Raw genomic sequence first — 16,317 nt, forward strand, 5'->3', positions numbered from 1 at the left:
GGCCTGCCATGGATCAGGCCGTGCCGACCTGCTGCGCGTTCGGGCCGCGGCGGCTCTGCCACAGCGCGACGAAGTCGATCGGCGCCAGCAGCACCGGCGGGAAGCCGCCATCGCGCGTCACATCCGCCAGGATGTTGCGGGCGAAGGGGAAGAGCAGCCGCGGGCATTCCACCAGCAGCACCGGCTCCAGATGCTCCTGCGGCACGTTCAGCGTGAAGACGCCGCAATAGGCGAGCTCGGCGATGAAGCAGGGGGTCTCCCCCACCTTCGCATCGGCGCGGATCTGCAGCGAGACCTCATAGACATTGCCGCCGGACTCGACCGGCCGCGCCTGGACATCGAGCGCCAGGTCCACCCGCGGCTGCTCCTTCAGGGAGACGAAGATCTCCGGCGCGCCCGGCACCTCGAAGGACAGGTCCTTGGTGTACTGGATGTTCAGCTGGATCGGCATGGTGCCGTTCGGATTGGCATTCTGGTCGGACATCGGAATTCCGTCTGGTGCGGTCGGGCGCGGAGCTAGCACGGGTGAGGGGGCGGGGGCCAGCAGGCGGCGCCGCCCCCCGACCCCGCCAGGGCCGCCCGGGCCATGGCGGGGGGAAGCATGCACCGCCGGGCGCATCGGAAAGGGCTGGCGGCGGGACCGATGTTTCGGTTATGTTCGGGGTGCCCAGGGGCCCGATCCAAGCCCGATCCAGGCCCGGGGCGGGCGGGAGGCACCCCGAAAAACGGTGCTAAAGGCATCTAGTCGGCTAAAGGCATAGTATTTCGCCGGCACGAATGACGCGATATCAAGGGCTTGGCCGAAGGCGGGTTAGACGCCCTCAAAATACAGCGGCTAAACATCCTAAAATTGTTCGGAATCAGCGGCTTGTCCCGGCGGCCGCGGCGGCGCCCGGCCCGCCCGATCACTCAGTGGTGCTTCCAGCTGACCTCGGTCAGGGCCGGCTCGGTCGGGTCCACGCGCAGCCAGGTGCCGTTCGCCACGCTCTGGCCCGTCATCGCCAGGATGAAGCCCCAATGCGCCACCACCACCGTGGTCCGCCAGTCCGGCAGGGATGCCATCTCGCCCCGGAACAGCGCGGCGCGGGCCAGCACCTGGTCGGCGGGTTCCTCCGTCGCCGGCCACCACACCTCCTCGATATGCGCCAGGTCGAGTGTCGGCCATTCCGCCCGCAGCGCGGTGGCGGGGCTGCCGATGTCGCAGGTGAAGGCGTAGCGTTCCCGCACCAGCGAATTCACCAGCACCGGCAGGCCGAGCCGCCTGGCCAGCGGCGCCGCCGTCTGCAGCGCGCGCGTATAGGGGGAGGCAATGATCCGCGTGATACCTTCCCCCGCCAGCGCCTCCGCCGCCGTCTCCGCCTGCTCATGGCCGAGCGGGGTGAGGCGCGGGTCCTTGATGCCGGGGTCGCGGCGGGTGGCGCTGAAATGCAGGTTGAATTCGCTCTGGCCGTGGCGGAGCAGGATCATGGGGCAGGCGGCTCCCGAGGGACGGTCATGCGTTAGCGGGGGACCCTGTGCGCCGCAATCGGGCCCAAAGCTGATGCGGGGCGTTGCGGGGGACCACGGCCGGCCTTAAGTGAGTGAAGAATGAGGAGTTGGCAATGTCCGGCGGCTTTCCTGTCGATCTGATCCTGTTCGCCATGATCGCGGCCTTCCTGGTCCTGCGCCTGCGCAGCGTGCTGGGCCGCCGCACGGGCTTCGAACGTCCGCGGCGGGAGGAAGGGGCGGGCTATGACCCGCGCGGCCCCCGCCCGGTGGACAATGACCAGCCGACTCTGCCGCCGGCCAGCGTCTCCCCGGCCAGCCAGGCCCGCGTCTCGGTGCCGGATCCGCGCAGCCCGGTGGGCCAGGCGCTGATGCGCATCCGTGGCGTCGATCCGTCCTTCGAGCCCAATGCCTTCCTCGCGGGGGCGGAGGGTGCCTTCCGCATGATCGTCAATGCCTTCGCGCGCGGTGATCGCCAGACGCTGCGGGCGCTGCTCTCCGACGACACCTATGCGGGGTTCGAGGGCGAGATCAGCCGGCGGGAGCGGGAGGGCGAGACCCAGCGCAGCGAGGTCCGCGCCATGCAGGACATGGCGATCGAGGCCGCGGATCTGCGCGGCACCACCGCCGATGTCACGGTGCGGTTCGTCAGCGACCAGATCAACCTGACCACCGCGCGGGATGGCAGCATCGCCGCGGGGGCGGAGGCGGTGACGGAGCTGACCGATGTCTGGACCTTCCAGCGCGACCTCCGCAACCCCGACCCCACCTGGCGCCTGGTTGCCACCAGGAGCGTCTAAACTGCTGACGGTCCAGGGGCGTCTCGCCCCTGGCGGATGGGGTCCGGGGAAGGCAGCGCCTTCCCCGTTTTCCCTGTTGCTGGCACTGGCGCTTTCCGCCTGCGCCCAGCCCCTTCCCCACCCCATCCCCTTCACCGACCTCCCCGGCTGGTCCTCCGACCGCGTGTCGCAGGCCATCCCCGCCTTCCGCGAGAGCTGTGCCGTCCTCGCCCGCATGCCCGCCGATCGTGCCCTGGGCGGCGATGGCCCGCTGGCGCGCGATGCCGGCGACTATGCCCCCGCCTGCACCGCCGCCGCCGCGGTCCCGCCGGATGACGAGCCCGCCGCCCGCGCCTTCCTGACCCGCCACTTCACCCCCTGGGCGGTGGGGGAGGGCACGCTGACCGGCTATTTCGAGCCCGAGCTGCGCGGCAGCCCGGTGCCGACGCCCGCGCTCTCCGCCCCGCTGCTGGCCCGCCCGCCCGCGCTGGTGGAGGTCGATCTCGGCAGCTTCGCCAGTGACCTCCGCAGCCGCCGCACGGCCGGGCTGGTGCGGGATGGGCGGCTGCAGCCCTTCCCGGACCGTGCCGCCATCGCGGCTGGTGCCCTGGCGGGGCAGGGGCTGGAGCTGGCCTGGGTGGATCCCATCGATGCCTTCTTCCTGCACATCCAGGGATCGGGCCGCGTCACCTTCCCGGATGGCAGCGTGCGGCGGCTCGGCTATGCCGCGCAGAATGGCCATGCCTATGTCGCCATCGGCCGCTTCCTGATCGAGAGCGGGGCCGTGGCGCGGGAGGCGATGTCCATGCAGGCCATCCGCGACTGGCTGCGCGCCGCGCCGCCCGCGGACGCCGCCGCGCTGATGGCCCGCAACCCCAGCTACGTCTTCTTCCGGGAGCTGACCGGCCTGGCGCCGGGGAAGGGCCCGCTCGGCGCCCTGGGCGCCCCCCTGACGCCCGGGCGGTCCCTGGCGGTGGATCGCACCCAGACCCCGCTCGGCACCCCCGTCTGGGTCGCCGGGAGGGGCCTGGAGCGGCTGGCCGTGGCCCAGGATACCGGCGGCGCCATCCGCGGGCCCGCCCGCGCCGATCTCTTCACCGGCTGGGGCGAGGCAGCCGCCGAGGCGGCGGGCCCGATGCGCGACCCCGCCCGCCTCTTCGTCCTGCTCCCGCCCTCAACCCCCTGAGCGGACGATCCGGACGAGCTGCGCCACGTTCTCCGGCGGCGTGATCTTCTCGATCCCGTGGCCGAGGTTGAAGACGAAGGGCCGGCCGCGCATGGCGGCCAGGATCTGCCGCGCCTCCGCCTCCAGCGCCGCGCCGCCGGCGATCAGCGCCAGCGGGTCCAGGTTGCCCTGCAGCCCGACATTGGCGGGCACGGCGGAGGCCGCGAAGCGCGGATCCATGGCGGTGTCCATCGCCACGGTGTTCACCCCCGTCCGCTGCGCATATTCGCCGATCAGCGGCCCCGCCAGGCGCGGGAAGCCGATGATGGGGATGGAGGGATGGAGGCGCTTGAGCGACCGCACGATGGTCGCCGTCGGCTCGATCACCCAGCGGCGGAACTGGCTGGGGGGCAGCATGCCGGCCCAGCTGTCGAACAGCATCAGCGCCTCCGCCCCCGCCTCCGCCTGCGCCAGCAGGTAGTCGGTGGTGGCATCGACCAGGGTGCGGATCAGCCGGCCGAAGAGCGCCGGGTCGTTGAAGGCCATGCCGCGGGCGGTGTGGAAATCCTTCGATCCATGCCCCTCCACCATGTAGCAGGCGACGGTGAAGGGGCTGCCCGCGAAGCCGATCAGCGAGACCTTGGGCGCATGCTGGTCGAGCGCCGCGCGCGTCAGGCGCACCGTCTCGAAGATCGGCGCGGCGCGTTCCCGCACGCGGTCGAGCTCCAGCGCCGCGACCCCCGCGGCATCGCGGATGGGGTCGAGGACCGGGCCCTCGCCCTCCGCGAAGCGCAGCCCCTGGCCCATGGCCCAGGGCACCATGAGGATGTCGGAGAAGAGGATGGCGCCATCCATGCCGTAGCGGCGGATGGGCTGCAGCGTGACCTCGGCCGCCATCTCCGGCGTGGTGCAGAGGTTGATGAAGCCGCCGGCCTTGGCGCGCACCTCCCGGTATTCCGGCAGGTAGCGCCCGGCCTGGCGCATCAGCCACATGGGCGGGGGCCACACGGCCTCGCCGGACACCGCCCGCAGCAGGGGCTTGTTCTCGCCCGTTGCCGCTCCCGCCTCAACCGTCAACCCAGCCTCCCTCGATCCGTGCCCGCATCCTGCCCGATGGCGCGGCTTCCGGCGACCCATCCAAGCAAGAAGAAAGAATCCTTAGGAGTCTTGGGGTAGATATTGGGGGGTGTGGGCGATGTGGATCACCGGTCCCGGCGCTTTCATCCACAGCCCTGTCCACGCGAGCTTCGGCGGCCAAGTCCCTGGCCCGGTTCGGCAATCCGGACCATCCCCAGCCGCGCGCCGAAGGGTGGCGGATTCCCCCCTTGTGCGGCGGGCTGCACGGTTCTCCCCACTCGCCCCGGCGCCGGGCTTGACCCGGCAGGGTTTTCCCCGTCATCCCCGCTCTCCCCGTTATTCTCCTCAGGCCCCGGCCGGGCAGGGAACCGCATGCCGCTCCGCACGACGAACCTGCACCTGGTGTCGGACAGCACGGGGGAGACGCTGAACTCCATCGCCCGCGCCACGCTGTCCCGCTTCGACGACCCGCATGTGGTGCACCACCGCTGGTCCCTCATCCGCTCCCGCCTCCAGCTCGACCGGGTGCTGGAGGGGATCGAGGCCGAGCCGGGCCCCGTCCTCTTCACCCTGGTCGATCGCAGCCTGCGCCTGGCGCTGGAGGAGCATTGCCGCCGCCTCGCCCTCGAATGCCTCTCGCCGCTCGAGCCGGTGATGGAGCTGCTGCAGAACGCGCTCGGCGAGCGGGCGCGGGAGAAGCGCGGCGCGCAGCATGTGATGGATGCCGATTACTTCCGCCGCATCGACGCCATGCACTACGTGCTGGCGCATGATGACGGCCAGGGCACGGCGGGGATCGCGGAGGCCGATGTCTGCATCGTCGGCGTCTCCCGCAGCAGCAAGACGCCGACCTGCTTCTACCTGGCGAACCGCGGCATCAAGGCCGCCAACGTCCCCCTGGTGCCGGGCGCGCCCCTGCCGCCGGAACTGGAGACGGCGCCCTGCCCCGTCGTCGGCCTCCATATCGAGACCAATGCACTCATCGAGATCCGGCGCCACCGCCTGAAGCTGATCGGCGCCCATGGCGTGCACCACGACACCACGGATTATGTGGACCATGAGGCGGTGAAGGCCGAGATCCAGGCCGCGCGCCGCCTCTGCACCGCGCATGGCTGGCCGGTGATCGACGTGACGCGCCGGTCCATCGAGGAGACGGCCGCTACTGTCCTACAATTGATGGAGGCCTGGCACGCCCGCCGCGGCCGCGCCGCCGCCCAGGCCCAGCAGCCGGAAGACCCCGCCGCCGGCGTGCTGAAGGCTAGCCCGTGATCCAGTCGGAGACGCCCGCCCTGGTGCTGGCCAGCGCCTCCGCCAGCCGCCGCGCCATGCTGGAAGGCGCGGGGCTGCGGTTCGAGGCGATCGCCGCCGCGGTGGATGAGGGCGCCATCAAGGAATCCGCCCAGGCCGAGGGCATCCCCCCGGCCGAGGCCGCCCTCATGCTGGCGGATGCCAAGGCGATGCGCGTGGCGGCCCGGCGGCCGGAGGCGCTGATCATCGGCGGCGACCAGCTGCTGACCTGCACCATCGACGGCACGGTGCGCTGGTTCGACAAGCCCATCGGGCTGGACGGCGCGCGCGAACACCTCCGCACCCTGCGGGGCCGGCGGCATGAGCTGGTGACGGCGACCGTCGCCTGGCGCGGCGGCGAGCGCATCTGGCAGGACGTCTCGACGCCGCGGCTGACGATGCGCGACGTCTCCGACGCCTTCATCGAGGACTATCTGGCGCTGGAGGGGGAGATCCTCTGCTCCAGCGTCGGCGCCTATCGCGTCGAAGGGCCGGGCATCCAGCTCTTCAACCGGATCGAGGGCGAGCACAGCGCCATCCTCGGCCTGCCTTTGCTGCCGCTGCTGCGCTTCCTGCGGCAGCACGGGGTGCTCTCGGCCTAATCGCCCACGGGCAGGAAGATGAAGACCACCGCGGCGACCAGGCAGAGGCCTGCGGCGACGAAGTTCCAGCGGATGGTCTCGCCCAGGAAGGTCACGCTGAAGACGGCGAAGACCGCCAGCGTGATCACCTCCTGCATCACCTTCAGCTGCTGGCCGGTGAAGGTGCCATAGCCCAGCCGGTTGGCCGGCACCGCCAGGCAATACTCGAAGAAGGCGATCCCCCAGCTCACCAGGATCGCCAGCCATAGCGGCCAGGCCGGCGCCTTCAGGTGCCCGTACCAGGCGAAGGTCATGACGATGTTGGAAAACAGCAGCAGGATCGGCGTGGCATAGAGGGCGGACATCGGGGAGGCCTCGGGCGTGGTCGGGCCGCGAAGGTGACGCCGCGCCCGGGATCGCGGAAGGGCCGGCGGCCATCACAGCCTTGCGCCTGGCGCAATGATTCGATATTTCGGGAATCATGGAAACAACCGAAGCCATCGAGGCGCTTGCCGCCCTGGCGCAGGAAACCCGGCTGCTGGTGTTCCGCCGCCTCGTCGTCGCAGGGGCCGAGGGGCTGCCGGCCGGGGAGATCGCGCGCCTTCTCTCCGTGCCGCCCAACACGCTCAGCACCCATCTCGCCGTGCTGTCCCGCGCCGGCCTCGTCACCGCGCGGCGGCAGGGGCGGAGCGTGATCTACGCGGCCGCCATGCCCGGCATCGATGCGCTGATCGACTTCCTGCTGCGGGATTGCTGCGGCGGGCGGGCGGAGCTGTGCGGCGCGCTGACCAGCAGGAGACCGAGCCATGACCGCGCCGCCTGACCCCGCCATCACCATCTGGCACAACCCGGCCTGCGGCACGTCCCGCAACGTGCTCGGGCTGATCCGCAACAGCGGCGCGGAGCCGAGGGTGGTCGAATACCTCCGAACCCCGCCATCGCGGGAGGCGATCCGCGATGCCGCGCGCCAGGCCGGCATCACCATCCGCGCCCTGCTGCGGGAGAAGGGGACGCCCTTCGCGGAACTCGGCCTCGACAACCCGGCGCTGGATGAGGAGGCGCTGCTGGATGCGATGGTCGCGCATCCCATCCTGATCAATCGCCCGATGGTCTTCACGCCGCTCGGCGTCCGGCTCTGCCGGCCGTCGGAGGTGGTGCTGGACATCCTGCCCGCCCCGCAGCGCGGCGCCTTCGCGAAGGAGGACGGGGCCGCGGTGGTGGATGCGGCGGGCCGCAAGGTCAGCCCCGGTGGCTGACCTGCCCCGCCGCCTGGTGGCGGAGGCGCTGGCGACGGCGCTGCTGCTGGCGACGGTGGTGGGTTCCGGCATCATGGCGGCGCGGCTGTCCGGCGGGAATGACGGGATCGCCCTGCTGGCCAATGCGCTGGCCACGGGCGCGATGCTGCCGGTGCTGATCCTGGTCTTCGGCCCGCTCTCCGGCGCGGCGATGAACCCGGCGGTGACGGCGGTGCTGGCGATGCGGCGGGAGATCCCCGGGCGGATCGCCCTTGCCCATGCCGGCGCGCAGGTGGCCGGTGCCCTGGCCGGCGTCGTGCTGGCCCATGCGATGTTCGAGCTGCCGCTGGTCCAGGCCGGGACCACGGCGCGGGCGGGCGCCGGCGCCTGGATCGCGGAGGCCGTCGCGACGGCGGGGCTTGTCTTGACCATCCTCGGCGTGCGGCGGGCGCGGCCGGAGGCGCTGCCCCATGCGGTCGGCCTCTACATCACCGCCGCCTATTGGTTCACCGCCTCCACCTCCTTCGCCAACCCCGCCGTGACGCTGGCGCGGGCGATGACGGACAGCTTCGCCGGCATCGCGCCGGCGGATGTGGCGGGCTTCGTGCTGGCGCAGATGGCGGGCGCCATCGGCGCGGCGGCGCTGTGGCGCTGGCTGGCGGAGACGCGACCCTCAGCCGCCTGAGGGCGCGCGCCTGTCCGGCGGCGGCAGCCGCCACAGCAGGAACAGCATCACCGCCATGGCGGGCAGGGCGGCCAGCGTGGTCAGGATGAAGAACTGCGACCATCCCAGCGACTGCGCCAGCGCCCCCGCGCTGGCGCCCAGGCTGCGCAGCGGCACGGCGGCCAGCGACGACAGCAGCGCATATTGCGTGGCGCTGAAGCTGCGGTTCACCAGGCCCGAGAGGTAGGTCAGGAAGGCCGCATCCGCGAGGCCATCGGTGAAGTTCTCGATCCCCACCTGGGCGAAGAGCATCGGGATGTCCCGACCCCCGCCCACCAGCGCCAGGTACATCAGGTTCGACAGCATCTGGCCGAGCCCGGTCAGGATCAGCGCGCGGCCGACGCCGATGCGCCCGACAAGCCAGCTGCCCGCCAGCGCGCCGGCCAGCGTGGCGCCGAGGCCGAAGACGGTGCCAACGGCCGCCACATCGTCGCGGGTGAATCCCTCCGACCGGTAGAAGACCGTCAGCGGGATGCTGGCCAGCGCCTCCCCCAGCTTGAAGAGCGCGATGAAGGCCAGGATCGCCAGCCAGTAGCGGCGGCCCATGAAGTCGAGGAAGGGGGCCACCACGTTCTGGCGCAGCCGCTCCGCCCAGCCCATCGGCAGGGCGGGCGCCGCCACCCCCTCCCGCCCCGCCAGGGTGGCGGCGATGCCGACCAGCATCAGCGCCGCGGCGTAGAGATAGGCGCCGGACCAGCCGAGATGCGCCACCAGGAACAGCGTGCCCGCGCCACTCGCCAGCAGCGCCAGGCGGTAGCCCCAGACATAGGCGGCCAGCCCATAGGCCTGGCGTTCGTCATCCTCGCCCAGCATCTCGATGCGCCAGGCATCGATGACGATGTCCTGGCTGGCGGAGAGGAAGGCGACCAGCACGGCCAGCGCCACCGTCAGCGTCGCGCCCTGCGCCGGGTCGGTCAGCCCGATGCCGGCGATGGCCGCCATCAGCGCGACCTGCAGGATGATCAGCCAGCCGCGCCGCCGCCCCAGCAGTGGCGGGCGCACTGCGTCGAAGAAGGGGGACCAGAGGAACTTGTTGGCATAGGCCAGGCCGATCAGCGCCGTCAGCCCGATGGCCGAGAGCGACATGCCGCTTTCCGTGAACCACTGCCGCAGCACCTGCCCCGCCGCCAGCGGCAGCGGCAGGCCGGCGGAGAAGCCGAGCGCCAGCATCAGCAGGAAGCGCCGATCCCGGAACAGGGGGGCACCGAAGAAGCGGCCGCGGCGCGGGGGGGCAGTGTCGTTCATGTGCGCACTCTCGCCATGTCCCGCGCCGCGCCGCCAGCCCCCCGGCGCGGTTCCGCGCGGCGGATCAGCCGCCTTCCAGGTGGCGGGTCAGGGATTCCCGCGCCTCCCGCAGCCGGCCGAGCAGGCGGGCCGGCGTCACCAGCCGCATGCCGGGGGGGGAGGGCTGCATCAGCACCGTGCCGCCCGGCACCAGGCCGAGCGTGCCGCGCAGCGGGCCCGGCAGGGTCAGCCGGCCCTTCCGGTCCAGCGTCGGCAGGCGGATATTGCCCTCCGGCTTCTCCGCGCCGGCGGGGGAGACGCGCAGCTCGTCATCCTCCAGCACCACCAGCAGGGGCTGGTTCGGCTGCAGGCCGGTCGCGGCGCGCAGCGGCGGCGGCAGCAGGACACGGCCGCGGGTATCGATGCGCAGGCGATGCGGCTTCTCCGCCGGCATTGCCCTGGAGGGCCCGTCCTGACCCGGCTGGTCGTGGTCTCGCGTGTCCATGCGGGTCCCGTATCATCGCCTGGGTTGAGTGTGGCGCAGATGCGGGCCGTTTCGCAAACGGCGCTGGATGAAGGAGCTTTTCACCGCGTTGCGCGTCCGCAGCATGGGTGGCGCGCCCGCCCTGCGCATCCCGCGGGTGGAATATCCTTGGGGTCATCCGGCCATCCGTGTAGGATTCCCGTCAGGTCCAGCGGGTGCCCCCCACCCTGCGGACTGGCCGCCCGCGGCGCGCTGCACCCCCCCCCAAACCGGACCTCCTCCGGCGGTGCGCCGCGGGCGCCCCCCCCCCGCTAGGGCTTTGCCGCGGCGTCGAGGTCGGTGGCGCCGAAGGCGGCCGGCAGCAGGGCGCCGATGGTCGTGGCGCGGAGCGCGCCTGCCGCATCCCGCGTCACCACCCGCAGCGATCCGTCCGGCGAGAATTCCGACAGCACCTGGCGGCAGAGGCCGCAGGGGCCGAGCGCGATGCCGGCGGGCCCCGCCACCGCGATCGCCACGAAGCGCCGCCGCCCCCCCGAAACCGCCGAGACCACCGCCGTGCGCTCCGCGCAGATCGTCGCGCCGAAGCTCGCATTCTCCACGTTGCAGCCCGGCACCACCGTGCCATCCGCGGCCAGCAGGGCGGCGCCCACGGCGAAGCGGGAATAGGGCGCATGGGCCGCGCCGCGCGCGGCTTCCGCCGCCGCCATCAGCGCGGCATCGTCGATCGGGTCCATGCCGGCCATGGGAGCGGAGGCGCCGCCCCGCCGTCAACCGCAGCCGGCGCCCTGCCGCGTCGATCCCACCACGCGCCCGTCGCGCAATTCGAAGGTGCTGCTGCAGCCGCGCGGCGCGCCGCCGCCGCCGAAGCCCAGCCCGATGCCCGTGCCGAAGGCGGTGCCCCCGCCCCATCCGCCGCCGAAACGCCCGACCCCGAAGCCGATGGAGGGGCTGACCGCGGGGGCCGACCCGCCCTGCTGCTCGAAGGTCAGGAAGCGGCGTCCCTCGGCCTCGTAGCTGCCGGCGGGCACGCCGAGCCGCTGCACCAGCTCCGCCTCCGTCAGCCCCGTGGCATCGAAGGGCGGCGCGGGCTGCGCGCAGGCGGCAAGCGCCAGCAGCGACAGGAGGGGCGGCAGGAAGGGGCGCATCGCGCGGCTCCGGGACGGGCCGGCATAACGCGCGGGCGCGGCGCGGGATGCCGCGCGCCGGCCCGCCTCTCAGCCCGCCGCCGGGAAGACGATCCGACGGATGCCGAAGAAGCGCAGGCGGTGGCCATGCAGCGTCAGGGTGCCGCTGACCGGCGCCTCCCGCCCCTGCTCATCGGGGAAGGTCACCGCCCCATCGGCGCCGATGACCATGGCCAGGTCGCGGCCGGAGAGGCGGAGCGTCCCGATCAGGCTGGCGGCGGTCAGGGACGGCAGGCTCAGCACATCGATGCCGCGGCCGCCATGCACCACCTCGTCCCCCTCATCGGGATACCAGCGATGGCAAGCGCGGGTCGGGTCGGGGGCGGGGGGCCGGTGCATGGTCGTCGTTCCCGCGGGGGGCATCCTCGCGGCGGAGCCTAGGGCGCAGGGCGGGTCCGGGGCCAAGAGCCTGAACCGATCGCCGCCTTCGGTGGATCCTATGGGCCGGGGCCGTGGCATGAAAAAAGGCGAGGACCCCGGGCGGGATCCTCGCCTCATGCCGGCGCCTCGTGGCTCAGGCCGCCTCGCTCTCCGCGCGGCGGGACTGCTTCTTGCGCTCGTTGGGGTCGAGGAAGCGCTTGCGCAGGCGCACCGCGGTCGGCGTCACCTCCACCAGCTCGTCATCCTCGATATAGGCGATGGCCTGCTCCAGGCTCATCCGCCGCGGCGGCACCAGCAGCAGCGCCTCGTCCTTCCCGGCGGCGCGGATGTTGGTCAGCTTCTTCTCCTTGATGGGGTTCACATCAAGGTCGTTGTCGCGGGAATGCTCGCCGAGGATCATGCCGACATAGACCTTCACGCCGGGGTCCACGAAGAGCGTGCCGCGTTCCTGCAGGTAGAACAGGGCGTACTGGATCGCCTCGCCGTCGGAGTTGCTGATCAGGCTGCCGTTGCGGCGGCCCTCGATCGGCCCGGCCCAGGGCTGATAGCCGAGGAAGAGGCGGTTCATCATGCCGGTGCCGCGCGTGTCCGTCATGAACTCGCCGTGGTAGCCGATCAGGCCGCGGGACGGGATGTGGAAGGTCAGCCGCACCTTGCCGCCGCCGGAGGGGCGCATGTCCTGCATCTGGCCCTTGCGGATGGAGAGCTTCTCCACCACCACGCCCGAATAGCCTTCGTCCACATCGACCAGCACTTCCTCGAAGGGCTCTTCCTTCTCGCCGGTCTCCGGGTTCTCCCGCGTCAGCACGCGCGGGCGGCCGATGGTCAGCTCGAAGCCCTCGCGGCGCATCGTCTCGATCAGCACGCCGAGCTGGAGTTCGCCGCGGCCGGCGACCTCGAAGGCATCGACTTCCTCGCTGACCTTCACCTTGATGGCGACGTTGCCTTCCGTCTCCTTGAACAGGCGGTCGCGGATCTGGCGGGACGTGACCTTCTTGCCCTCGCGGCCGCCGAGCGGGCCGTCATTGATGCGGAAGGTCATGGCCAGCGTCGGCGGATCGACCGGGATGGCGGGCAGCGGCTCCGTCACCTCGGGGGAGGCGATGGTGTCGGGGATGGTGGCGTCCGACAGGCCGGCGATGGCGATGATGTCGCCCGCCTGCACCTCCTCCACCGGCACGCGGTCGAGGCCGGAGAAGGTCATCAGCTTGGTCAGGCGGCCGGTCTCGACCACCGTGCCGTCCTGGCGCAGCACGCGGACGGGCATGTTCACCCGCGCCGTGCCCTGTTCCACGCGCCCGGTCAGGATGCGGCCCAGGAAGTTGTCGCTCTCCAGGATGGAGGCGTTCATCGCGAAGGGCTTCTCGAGATCGACCTTCGGCGCCGGCACATGGCTCAGGATCAGGTCGAACATCGGCGCCAGATCCTTGCGCGGACCGTCCATCGACATGTCGGCCCAGCCCTGGCGGCCGGAGGCGAACATGGTGTGGAAGTCCAGCTGCTCATCCGTCGCGCCGAGGGCGGCGAAGAGGTCGAAGACCTCGTTGTGCACCTCATCCGGCCGGGCGTCCTGGCGATCGACCTTGTTGATGACGACGATGGGCTTCAGGCCGCGGGCCAGCGCCTTGGTCAGCACGAACTTGGTCTGCGGCAGCGGGCCTTCCGCCGCGTCGCAGAGCACGATGGCGCCATCGACCATGGAGAGGATGCGCTCCACCTCGCCGCCGAAATCGGCGTGGCCGGGCGTGTCCACGATGTTGATCTTCACGCCCTTCCATTCCACGGCGGTGGACTTGGCCAGGATGGTGATGCCGCGTTCGCGCTCCAGGTCGTTGCGGTCCATGGCCCGTTCGGCCACCACCTGGTTCGAGCGGAAGGCGCCGGCTTGCTTCAGCAGGTTGTCCACCAGCGTGGTCTTGCCGTGGTCGACATGGGCGATGATCGCGACGTTGCGGATATCCATGGGTACAGTCCGACTTCCGGTTCGGGCCGACCCCGGCCGCCCCGCGACGGATCGCCGGACGGCGTCCATCACAGGCGCAAAGCGGGCCCTTTGACTTGATGCGGCGCACACATAAGGGCGCCCGCCGGAAAAAGCGAGCAGGAACCGCGCCCGGCCGGCGGGCGGCAGCCCTGCGTCGCGGTCACGGCCGCGTGCCGGCGCTCAGCCGGGGGCCTTCGAGGAACTGGGCGGGATGTCGCCCGGCCCGGCGGGCGCGCGGGGGTAGCTGGTATCGGCGCCGATCGGCACCGGCGGGCTCGCCGTGCCGCCGACCGGCATGTCCTGCGGCGCGATGCCGGGCAGGGGCAGCGGGCGCTGGGCCAGGGGAGGGGGCGCCGGGTCCGGGTTCGCGGCCGGGGCGGCGGCCCGGGGCGGCGGCGCGTCGAGCCAGGCGAGCGCCTGGTCGATATGGGTGGCGGCCGCCGCGCCGTCCCGCTGGCCGAGCGCGGCGCGCGCCGCGGCGATCTGCCCGACCGCGCCGCCCTGGCGGGGGCGGTCGGCCTCGCTGGCCAGTTCGGACCGCGTCAGCAGCCGGGCCTCCGCCCGTTCCAGCAGGTCCAGCGCCTGCCCGGCGCGGCCGGCGCCGAGCGCCCCGCCTGCCAGGCGCAGCAGGGTGGCGGGGTCGTCGATCGCCTCCGCGAGGGAGGGGGCGGGCGGCGTGGCGCGCGGCCCCGGCCGCGTCGGCGCCACGGCGGCGCCGGTGCCATCCTGCGCGGCCGCGGGCCAGGCCAGCAGGGGCGAGAGGAGGAGGAGGAGGGCAGGCAGGATCGGCGGGCGGGCGGGCATGGCGTGTTCTCCGGCGGGGGCATCCCCCGGCCCGGTGAACCGCCGGCCCGCCCGGCCGGTTCCCTTACCCCTGGGCGACCAGCGCCTTCAGGTCCGCCTGCGGGCGGGCGCCGAAATGGCTGATCGCCTCCGCCGCCGCCACGCTGCCCCAGCGGCCGCATTCCGGCAGCGCCTTGCCATGCGCCAGCCCCGCCAGGAAGCCCGCGGCATAGGCATCGCCGGCGCCGGTGGTGTCCACCACCGTGGTCGGCACGGCCGCGACGTCGAAGCGCTCCGCCCCCGCGATGACGACGCTGCCCTTCTCGCTGCGGGTCACGGCGGCCAGCGCCACCTCCTGCCGCAGCTGCGCCAGGGCGGCGTCGAAATCCTCGGTCTCGTAGAGGGAGAGCAGCTCGGCCTCATTGGCGAAGAGGATGTCGGTCTCCTCCTTCACGAAGGCGCGGAAGGCGGCGCGGTGGCGGCCGACGCAGAAGGCGTCGGAGAGCGTGAGCGCCACCCTCCGACCGGCCGCATGCGCGGCCCGGGAGGCCTTGCGAAAGGCTTCCTGGGCGGCGGGGGGGTCGAAGAGATAGCCCTCGAGGTAGGTGATGGCGGCGGAGGCGACCTCGGCCTCGTCCACATCGTCGGGGCCGAAGGTGACGCAGGCGCCGAGGAAGGTGTTCATCGTCCGCTGCCCGTCGGGGGAGACGAGGATGAGGCAGCGCGCGGTCGGCGCGCCACCGACCAGCGGCGCGGTCGGGAAGCGGACGCCGGCGGCGCGGATGTCATGGGCGAAGACCTTCCCCAGCCCGTCATCCGCCACCTTGCCGAGATAGCCGACGCGGGCGCCGAGCGCGGCGGCGACGGCGCAGGTATTGCCGGCGGAGCCGCCGGAGCTTTCGATGCCGGGGCCCATGGCGGCGTAGATCGCCTCCGCCGTCGCGGCATCGATCAGCGCCATGCCGCCCTTGGGCATGCCATGGGCGGCGAGGAAGCTGTCCTCCGCCCGGGCCTGCACATCGACGATGGCGTTGCCGATCCCGAGCAGGTCGAGGGTGGGCAGGGTGGCGTTGGGCATGGGGCGGGGAACCTCGCGCAGGCGTCAGGGGGTGGAAGGCGGCCGGAAGTTGCCGGAAGGGGCGGGCCGCCGCTAGTGCCGGTGGATGCTCAGAGCCCTGATGACGGCATTTCGCCAGCTTCCCGACCCCGCCTTCCGCCAGCCGGTGCTGCTGGGCGCCGCGGGGGCGCTGGCGGGGCTGCTGGCGATCGGGGCGCTGGCTTCCTGGGGCCTCGGCCACCTCGCGGCCGGCACCGGCTGGTTCGCGGGCGTCGCCGCGGCGGCCGGCGGCGTGCTGGTGGTCTTCGCGGCCTGGTGGCTGTTCGTGCCGATGCTGCTGGCGATCTCCGGCCTGTTCCTGGATGGCGTCGCGGCGGCGGTGGAGCGGCGGCACTACCCGGCCCTGCCCCCGGCCGCCGGCGCCAGCACGGCGGGGCAGGCCTGGTCCGGCTTCGTGCTGGCGGCGAAGATGGCGGGGCTGACGCTGATCCTGCTGCCGCTGTCGCTGGTGCTGCCGATGATCGGCACGCTCGGCCTCTGGGGCGTCGCCGCCATCGGGCTGGGCGAGGGGTTGTTCGAGGGGGTGGCGCTGCGGCGCATGGACCGCGCGGCGGCGGAGGCGCTGCGCCGCCGGCGCCGGAGCGCGATCTGGGGGCTGGGCGGCGCGCTCGCGGCGATGGCGGCGGTGCCGCTGCTCAACCTGCTGGTCCCGGTGCTCGGCACCGCGGCGATGACGCACCTGCTGCACCGGGTCGATCCGGCCGCGAATCCAGCGAAATCCGGGGGATGAGTCTGTGGACAAATGCGGGACAAGGGCTTCCCGCCGTTGTCTCCGCGCATGCCCGCGTGTTAGCCGGGGGCCTGAGTACGGGCACGGCGGGGAAGCG

General features: G+C 72.5%; 20 protein-coding genes. 8 read left to right on the top strand and 12 right to left on the bottom strand.

The features are described 5' to 3' along the window. Positions 1–13: 13 nt before the first annotated feature. Positions 14–484 carry a protein-export chaperone SecB gene (gene secB / locus JJI54_RS03545; RefSeq protein ID WP_203070979.1) on the bottom strand — a complete coding sequence of 157 codons (471 nt, stop codon included), beginning with the start codon at positions 482–484 and terminating at the stop codon, positions 14–16. A 425-nt stretch (positions 485–909) separates the two neighbouring features. After that, on the bottom strand, positions 910–1,467 hold the full coding sequence (locus JJI54_RS03550) for a histidine phosphatase family protein (protein ID WP_203070981.1): 558 nt from the start codon (positions 1,465–1,467) through the stop codon (positions 910–912). 134 nt (positions 1,468–1,601) lie between these two features. Here JJI54_RS03550 and JJI54_RS03555 point away from each other — a divergent pair, with 134 nt between their 5' ends. Together JJI54_RS03555 and mltA are read left to right on the top strand one after the other, a co-directional pair. Continuing rightward, positions 1,602–2,285 carry a Tim44/TimA family putative adaptor protein gene (locus JJI54_RS03555; protein ID WP_203070983.1) on the top strand — a complete coding sequence of 228 codons (684 nt, stop codon included), beginning with the start codon at positions 1,602–1,604 and terminating at the stop codon, positions 2,283–2,285. Positions 2,286–2,361: 76 nt separating this feature from the next. Then, positions 2,362–3,450 carry a murein transglycosylase A gene (mltA, locus tag JJI54_RS32580; RefSeq protein WP_264177148.1) on the top strand — a complete coding sequence of 363 codons (1,089 nt, stop codon included), beginning with the start codon at positions 2,362–2,364 and terminating at the stop codon, positions 3,448–3,450. On the opposite strand, the gene hemE is transcribed toward mltA, so the two are convergent. Continuing rightward, on the bottom strand, positions 3,439–4,506 hold the full coding sequence (hemE, locus tag JJI54_RS03565) for a uroporphyrinogen decarboxylase (RefSeq protein ID WP_226381358.1): 1,068 nt from the start codon (positions 4,504–4,506) through the stop codon (positions 3,439–3,441). The genes mltA and hemE overlap by 12 nt on opposite strands. 372 nt (positions 4,507–4,878) lie before the next feature. On the opposite strand from hemE, the gene JJI54_RS03570 reads away from it, so the two are divergent. Further along, complete coding sequence (locus JJI54_RS03570) at positions 4,879–5,775, top strand: pyruvate, water dikinase regulatory protein (RefSeq protein WP_203070989.1); 897 nt, start codon at positions 4,879–4,881, stop codon at positions 5,773–5,775. Continuing rightward, positions 5,772–6,395 carry a Maf family protein gene (locus JJI54_RS03575; protein ID WP_203070991.1) on the top strand — a complete coding sequence of 208 codons (624 nt, stop codon included), beginning with the start codon at positions 5,772–5,774 and terminating at the stop codon, positions 6,393–6,395. Before JJI54_RS03570 ends, JJI54_RS03575 begins: the two co-directional genes overlap by 4 nt. Here the strand turns inward: JJI54_RS03575 and JJI54_RS03580 are convergent. Beyond that, positions 6,392–6,739, bottom strand: a complete 348-nt coding sequence (locus JJI54_RS03580) for a DMT family protein (protein WP_203070993.1) — start codon at positions 6,737–6,739, stop codon at positions 6,392–6,394. The two genes, JJI54_RS03575 and JJI54_RS03580, sit on opposite strands and share 4 nt — an antisense overlap. 116 nt (positions 6,740–6,855) lie before the next feature. Here JJI54_RS03580 and JJI54_RS03585 point away from each other — a divergent pair, with 116 nt between their 5' ends. From JJI54_RS03585 to JJI54_RS03595, 3 genes are read left to right on the top strand one after another with little or no spacing between them, the layout of a single operon-like run. Continuing rightward, positions 6,856–7,197: an ArsR/SmtB family transcription factor gene (locus tag JJI54_RS03585; protein WP_203070995.1), complete on the top strand. Its 342-nt coding sequence runs from the start codon at positions 6,856–6,858 to the stop codon at positions 7,195–7,197. After that, positions 7,181–7,630 (top strand): arsenate reductase (glutaredoxin), encoded by a 450-nt coding sequence (gene arsC, locus JJI54_RS03590; RefSeq protein ID WP_203070997.1) that lies wholly within the window; start codon positions 7,181–7,183, stop codon positions 7,628–7,630. Before JJI54_RS03585 ends, arsC begins: the two co-directional genes overlap by 17 nt. Next, positions 7,623–8,294 (top strand): aquaporin, encoded by a 672-nt coding sequence (locus JJI54_RS03595; RefSeq protein WP_203070999.1) that lies wholly within the window; start codon positions 7,623–7,625, stop codon positions 8,292–8,294. Before arsC ends, JJI54_RS03595 begins: the two co-directional genes overlap by 8 nt. Here JJI54_RS03595 and JJI54_RS03600 read toward each other — a convergent pair. The 8 genes from JJI54_RS03600 to JJI54_RS03635 form a co-directional block, all read right to left on the bottom strand. Beyond that, positions 8,283–9,578 carry an AmpG family muropeptide MFS transporter gene (locus JJI54_RS03600; RefSeq protein WP_203071001.1) on the bottom strand — a complete coding sequence of 432 codons (1,296 nt, stop codon included), beginning with the start codon at positions 9,576–9,578 and terminating at the stop codon, positions 8,283–8,285. The two genes, JJI54_RS03595 and JJI54_RS03600, sit on opposite strands and share 12 nt — an antisense overlap. 64 nt (positions 9,579–9,642) lie before the next feature. Beyond that, positions 9,643–10,062, bottom strand: coding sequence for an AbrB/MazE/SpoVT family DNA-binding domain-containing protein (locus tag JJI54_RS03605; protein ID WP_203071003.1), 420 nt, complete (start codon positions 10,060–10,062; stop codon positions 9,643–9,645). Between the two features lie 290 nt (positions 10,063–10,352). Continuing rightward, complete coding sequence (locus JJI54_RS03610; protein WP_226381359.1) at positions 10,353–10,784, bottom strand: cytidine deaminase; 432 nt, start codon at positions 10,782–10,784, stop codon at positions 10,353–10,355. A gap of 24 nt (positions 10,785–10,808) precedes the next feature. Beyond that, entirely contained in the window at positions 10,809–11,186 is a 378-nt protein-coding gene (locus tag JJI54_RS03615; RefSeq protein ID WP_203071005.1) for a hypothetical protein, read from the bottom strand. 69 nt (positions 11,187–11,255) lie between these two features. Further along, complete coding sequence (locus JJI54_RS03620; RefSeq protein WP_203071007.1) at positions 11,256–11,564, bottom strand: hypothetical protein; 309 nt, start codon at positions 11,562–11,564, stop codon at positions 11,256–11,258. Positions 11,565–11,739: 175 nt separating this feature from the next. After that, a complete protein-coding gene (gene typA, locus JJI54_RS03625) occupies positions 11,740–13,569 on the bottom strand; it encodes a translational GTPase TypA (protein WP_203071009.1) in 1,830 nt (609 codons plus the stop codon). 201 nt (positions 13,570–13,770) lie between these two features. Then, positions 13,771–14,394: a hypothetical protein gene (locus tag JJI54_RS03630; RefSeq protein WP_203071011.1), complete on the bottom strand. Its 624-nt coding sequence runs from the start codon at positions 14,392–14,394 to the stop codon at positions 13,771–13,773. A gap of 64 nt (positions 14,395–14,458) precedes the next feature. Then, on the bottom strand, positions 14,459–15,451 hold the full coding sequence (locus JJI54_RS03635; protein WP_203071012.1) for an adenosine kinase: 993 nt from the start codon (positions 15,449–15,451) through the stop codon (positions 14,459–14,461). Positions 15,452–15,551: 100 nt separating this feature from the next. Between JJI54_RS03635 and JJI54_RS03640 the strand changes: the two genes are divergently transcribed. Continuing rightward, positions 15,552–16,220 carry an EI24 domain-containing protein gene (locus JJI54_RS03640; RefSeq protein ID WP_226381360.1) on the top strand — a complete coding sequence of 223 codons (669 nt, stop codon included), beginning with the start codon at positions 15,552–15,554 and terminating at the stop codon, positions 16,218–16,220. Positions 16,221–16,317 lie beyond the last annotated feature (97 nt).

This window comes from Falsiroseomonas ponticola (assembly GCF_016805305.1).
Lineage (GTDB): Bacteria > Pseudomonadota > Alphaproteobacteria > Acetobacterales > Acetobacteraceae > Falsiroseomonas > Falsiroseomonas ponticola.

What these genes read in the sequence shown, in the direction of transcription:
- JJI54_RS03550 (WP_203070981.1), bottom strand. Translation starts at nt 1,467, where the DNA reads ATGATCCTGCTCCGCCACGGCCAGAGCGAATTCAACCTGCATTTCAGC.
- JJI54_RS03635 (WP_203071012.1), bottom strand. Translation starts at nt 15,451, where the DNA reads ATGCCCAACGCCACCCTGCCCACCCTCGACCTGCTCGGGATCGGCAAC.
- JJI54_RS03610 (WP_226381359.1), bottom strand. Translation starts at nt 10,784, where the DNA reads ATGGCCGGCATGGACCCGATCGACGATGCCGCGCTGATGGCGGCGGCG.
- JJI54_RS03620 (WP_203071007.1), bottom strand. Translation starts at nt 11,564, where the DNA reads ATGCACCGGCCCCCCGCCCCCGACCCGACCCGCGCTTGCCATCGCTGG.
- JJI54_RS03600 (WP_203071001.1), bottom strand. Translation starts at nt 9,578, where the DNA reads ATGAACGACACTGCCCCCCCGCGCCGCGGCCGCTTCTTCGGTGCCCCC.
- JJI54_RS03615 (WP_203071005.1), bottom strand. Translation starts at nt 11,186, where the DNA reads ATGCGCCCCTTCCTGCCGCCCCTCCTGTCGCTGCTGGCGCTTGCCGCC.
- JJI54_RS03585 (WP_203070995.1), top strand. Translation starts at nt 6,856, where the DNA reads ATGGAAACAACCGAAGCCATCGAGGCGCTTGCCGCCCTGGCGCAGGAA.
- JJI54_RS03605 (WP_203071003.1), bottom strand. Translation starts at nt 10,062, where the DNA reads ATGGACACGCGAGACCACGACCAGCCGGGTCAGGACGGGCCCTCCAGG.
- secB (WP_203070979.1), bottom strand. Translation starts at nt 484, where the DNA reads ATGTCCGACCAGAATGCCAATCCGAACGGCACCATGCCGATCCAGCTG.
- JJI54_RS03570 (WP_203070989.1), top strand. Translation starts at nt 4,879, where the DNA reads ATGCCGCTCCGCACGACGAACCTGCACCTGGTGTCGGACAGCACGGGG.
- typA (WP_203071009.1), bottom strand. Translation starts at nt 13,569, where the DNA reads ATGGATATCCGCAACGTCGCGATCATCGCCCATGTCGACCACGGCAAG.
- JJI54_RS03630 (WP_203071011.1), bottom strand. Translation starts at nt 14,394, where the DNA reads ATGCCCGCCCGCCCGCCGATCCTGCCTGCCCTCCTCCTCCTCCTCTCG.
- arsC (WP_203070997.1), top strand. Translation starts at nt 7,181, where the DNA reads ATGACCGCGCCGCCTGACCCCGCCATCACCATCTGGCACAACCCGGCC.
- JJI54_RS03555 (WP_203070983.1), top strand. Translation starts at nt 1,602, where the DNA reads ATGTCCGGCGGCTTTCCTGTCGATCTGATCCTGTTCGCCATGATCGCG.
- JJI54_RS03580 (WP_203070993.1), bottom strand. Translation starts at nt 6,739, where the DNA reads ATGTCCGCCCTCTATGCCACGCCGATCCTGCTGCTGTTTTCCAACATC.
- JJI54_RS03640 (WP_226381360.1), top strand. Translation starts at nt 15,552, where the DNA reads ATGACGGCATTTCGCCAGCTTCCCGACCCCGCCTTCCGCCAGCCGGTG.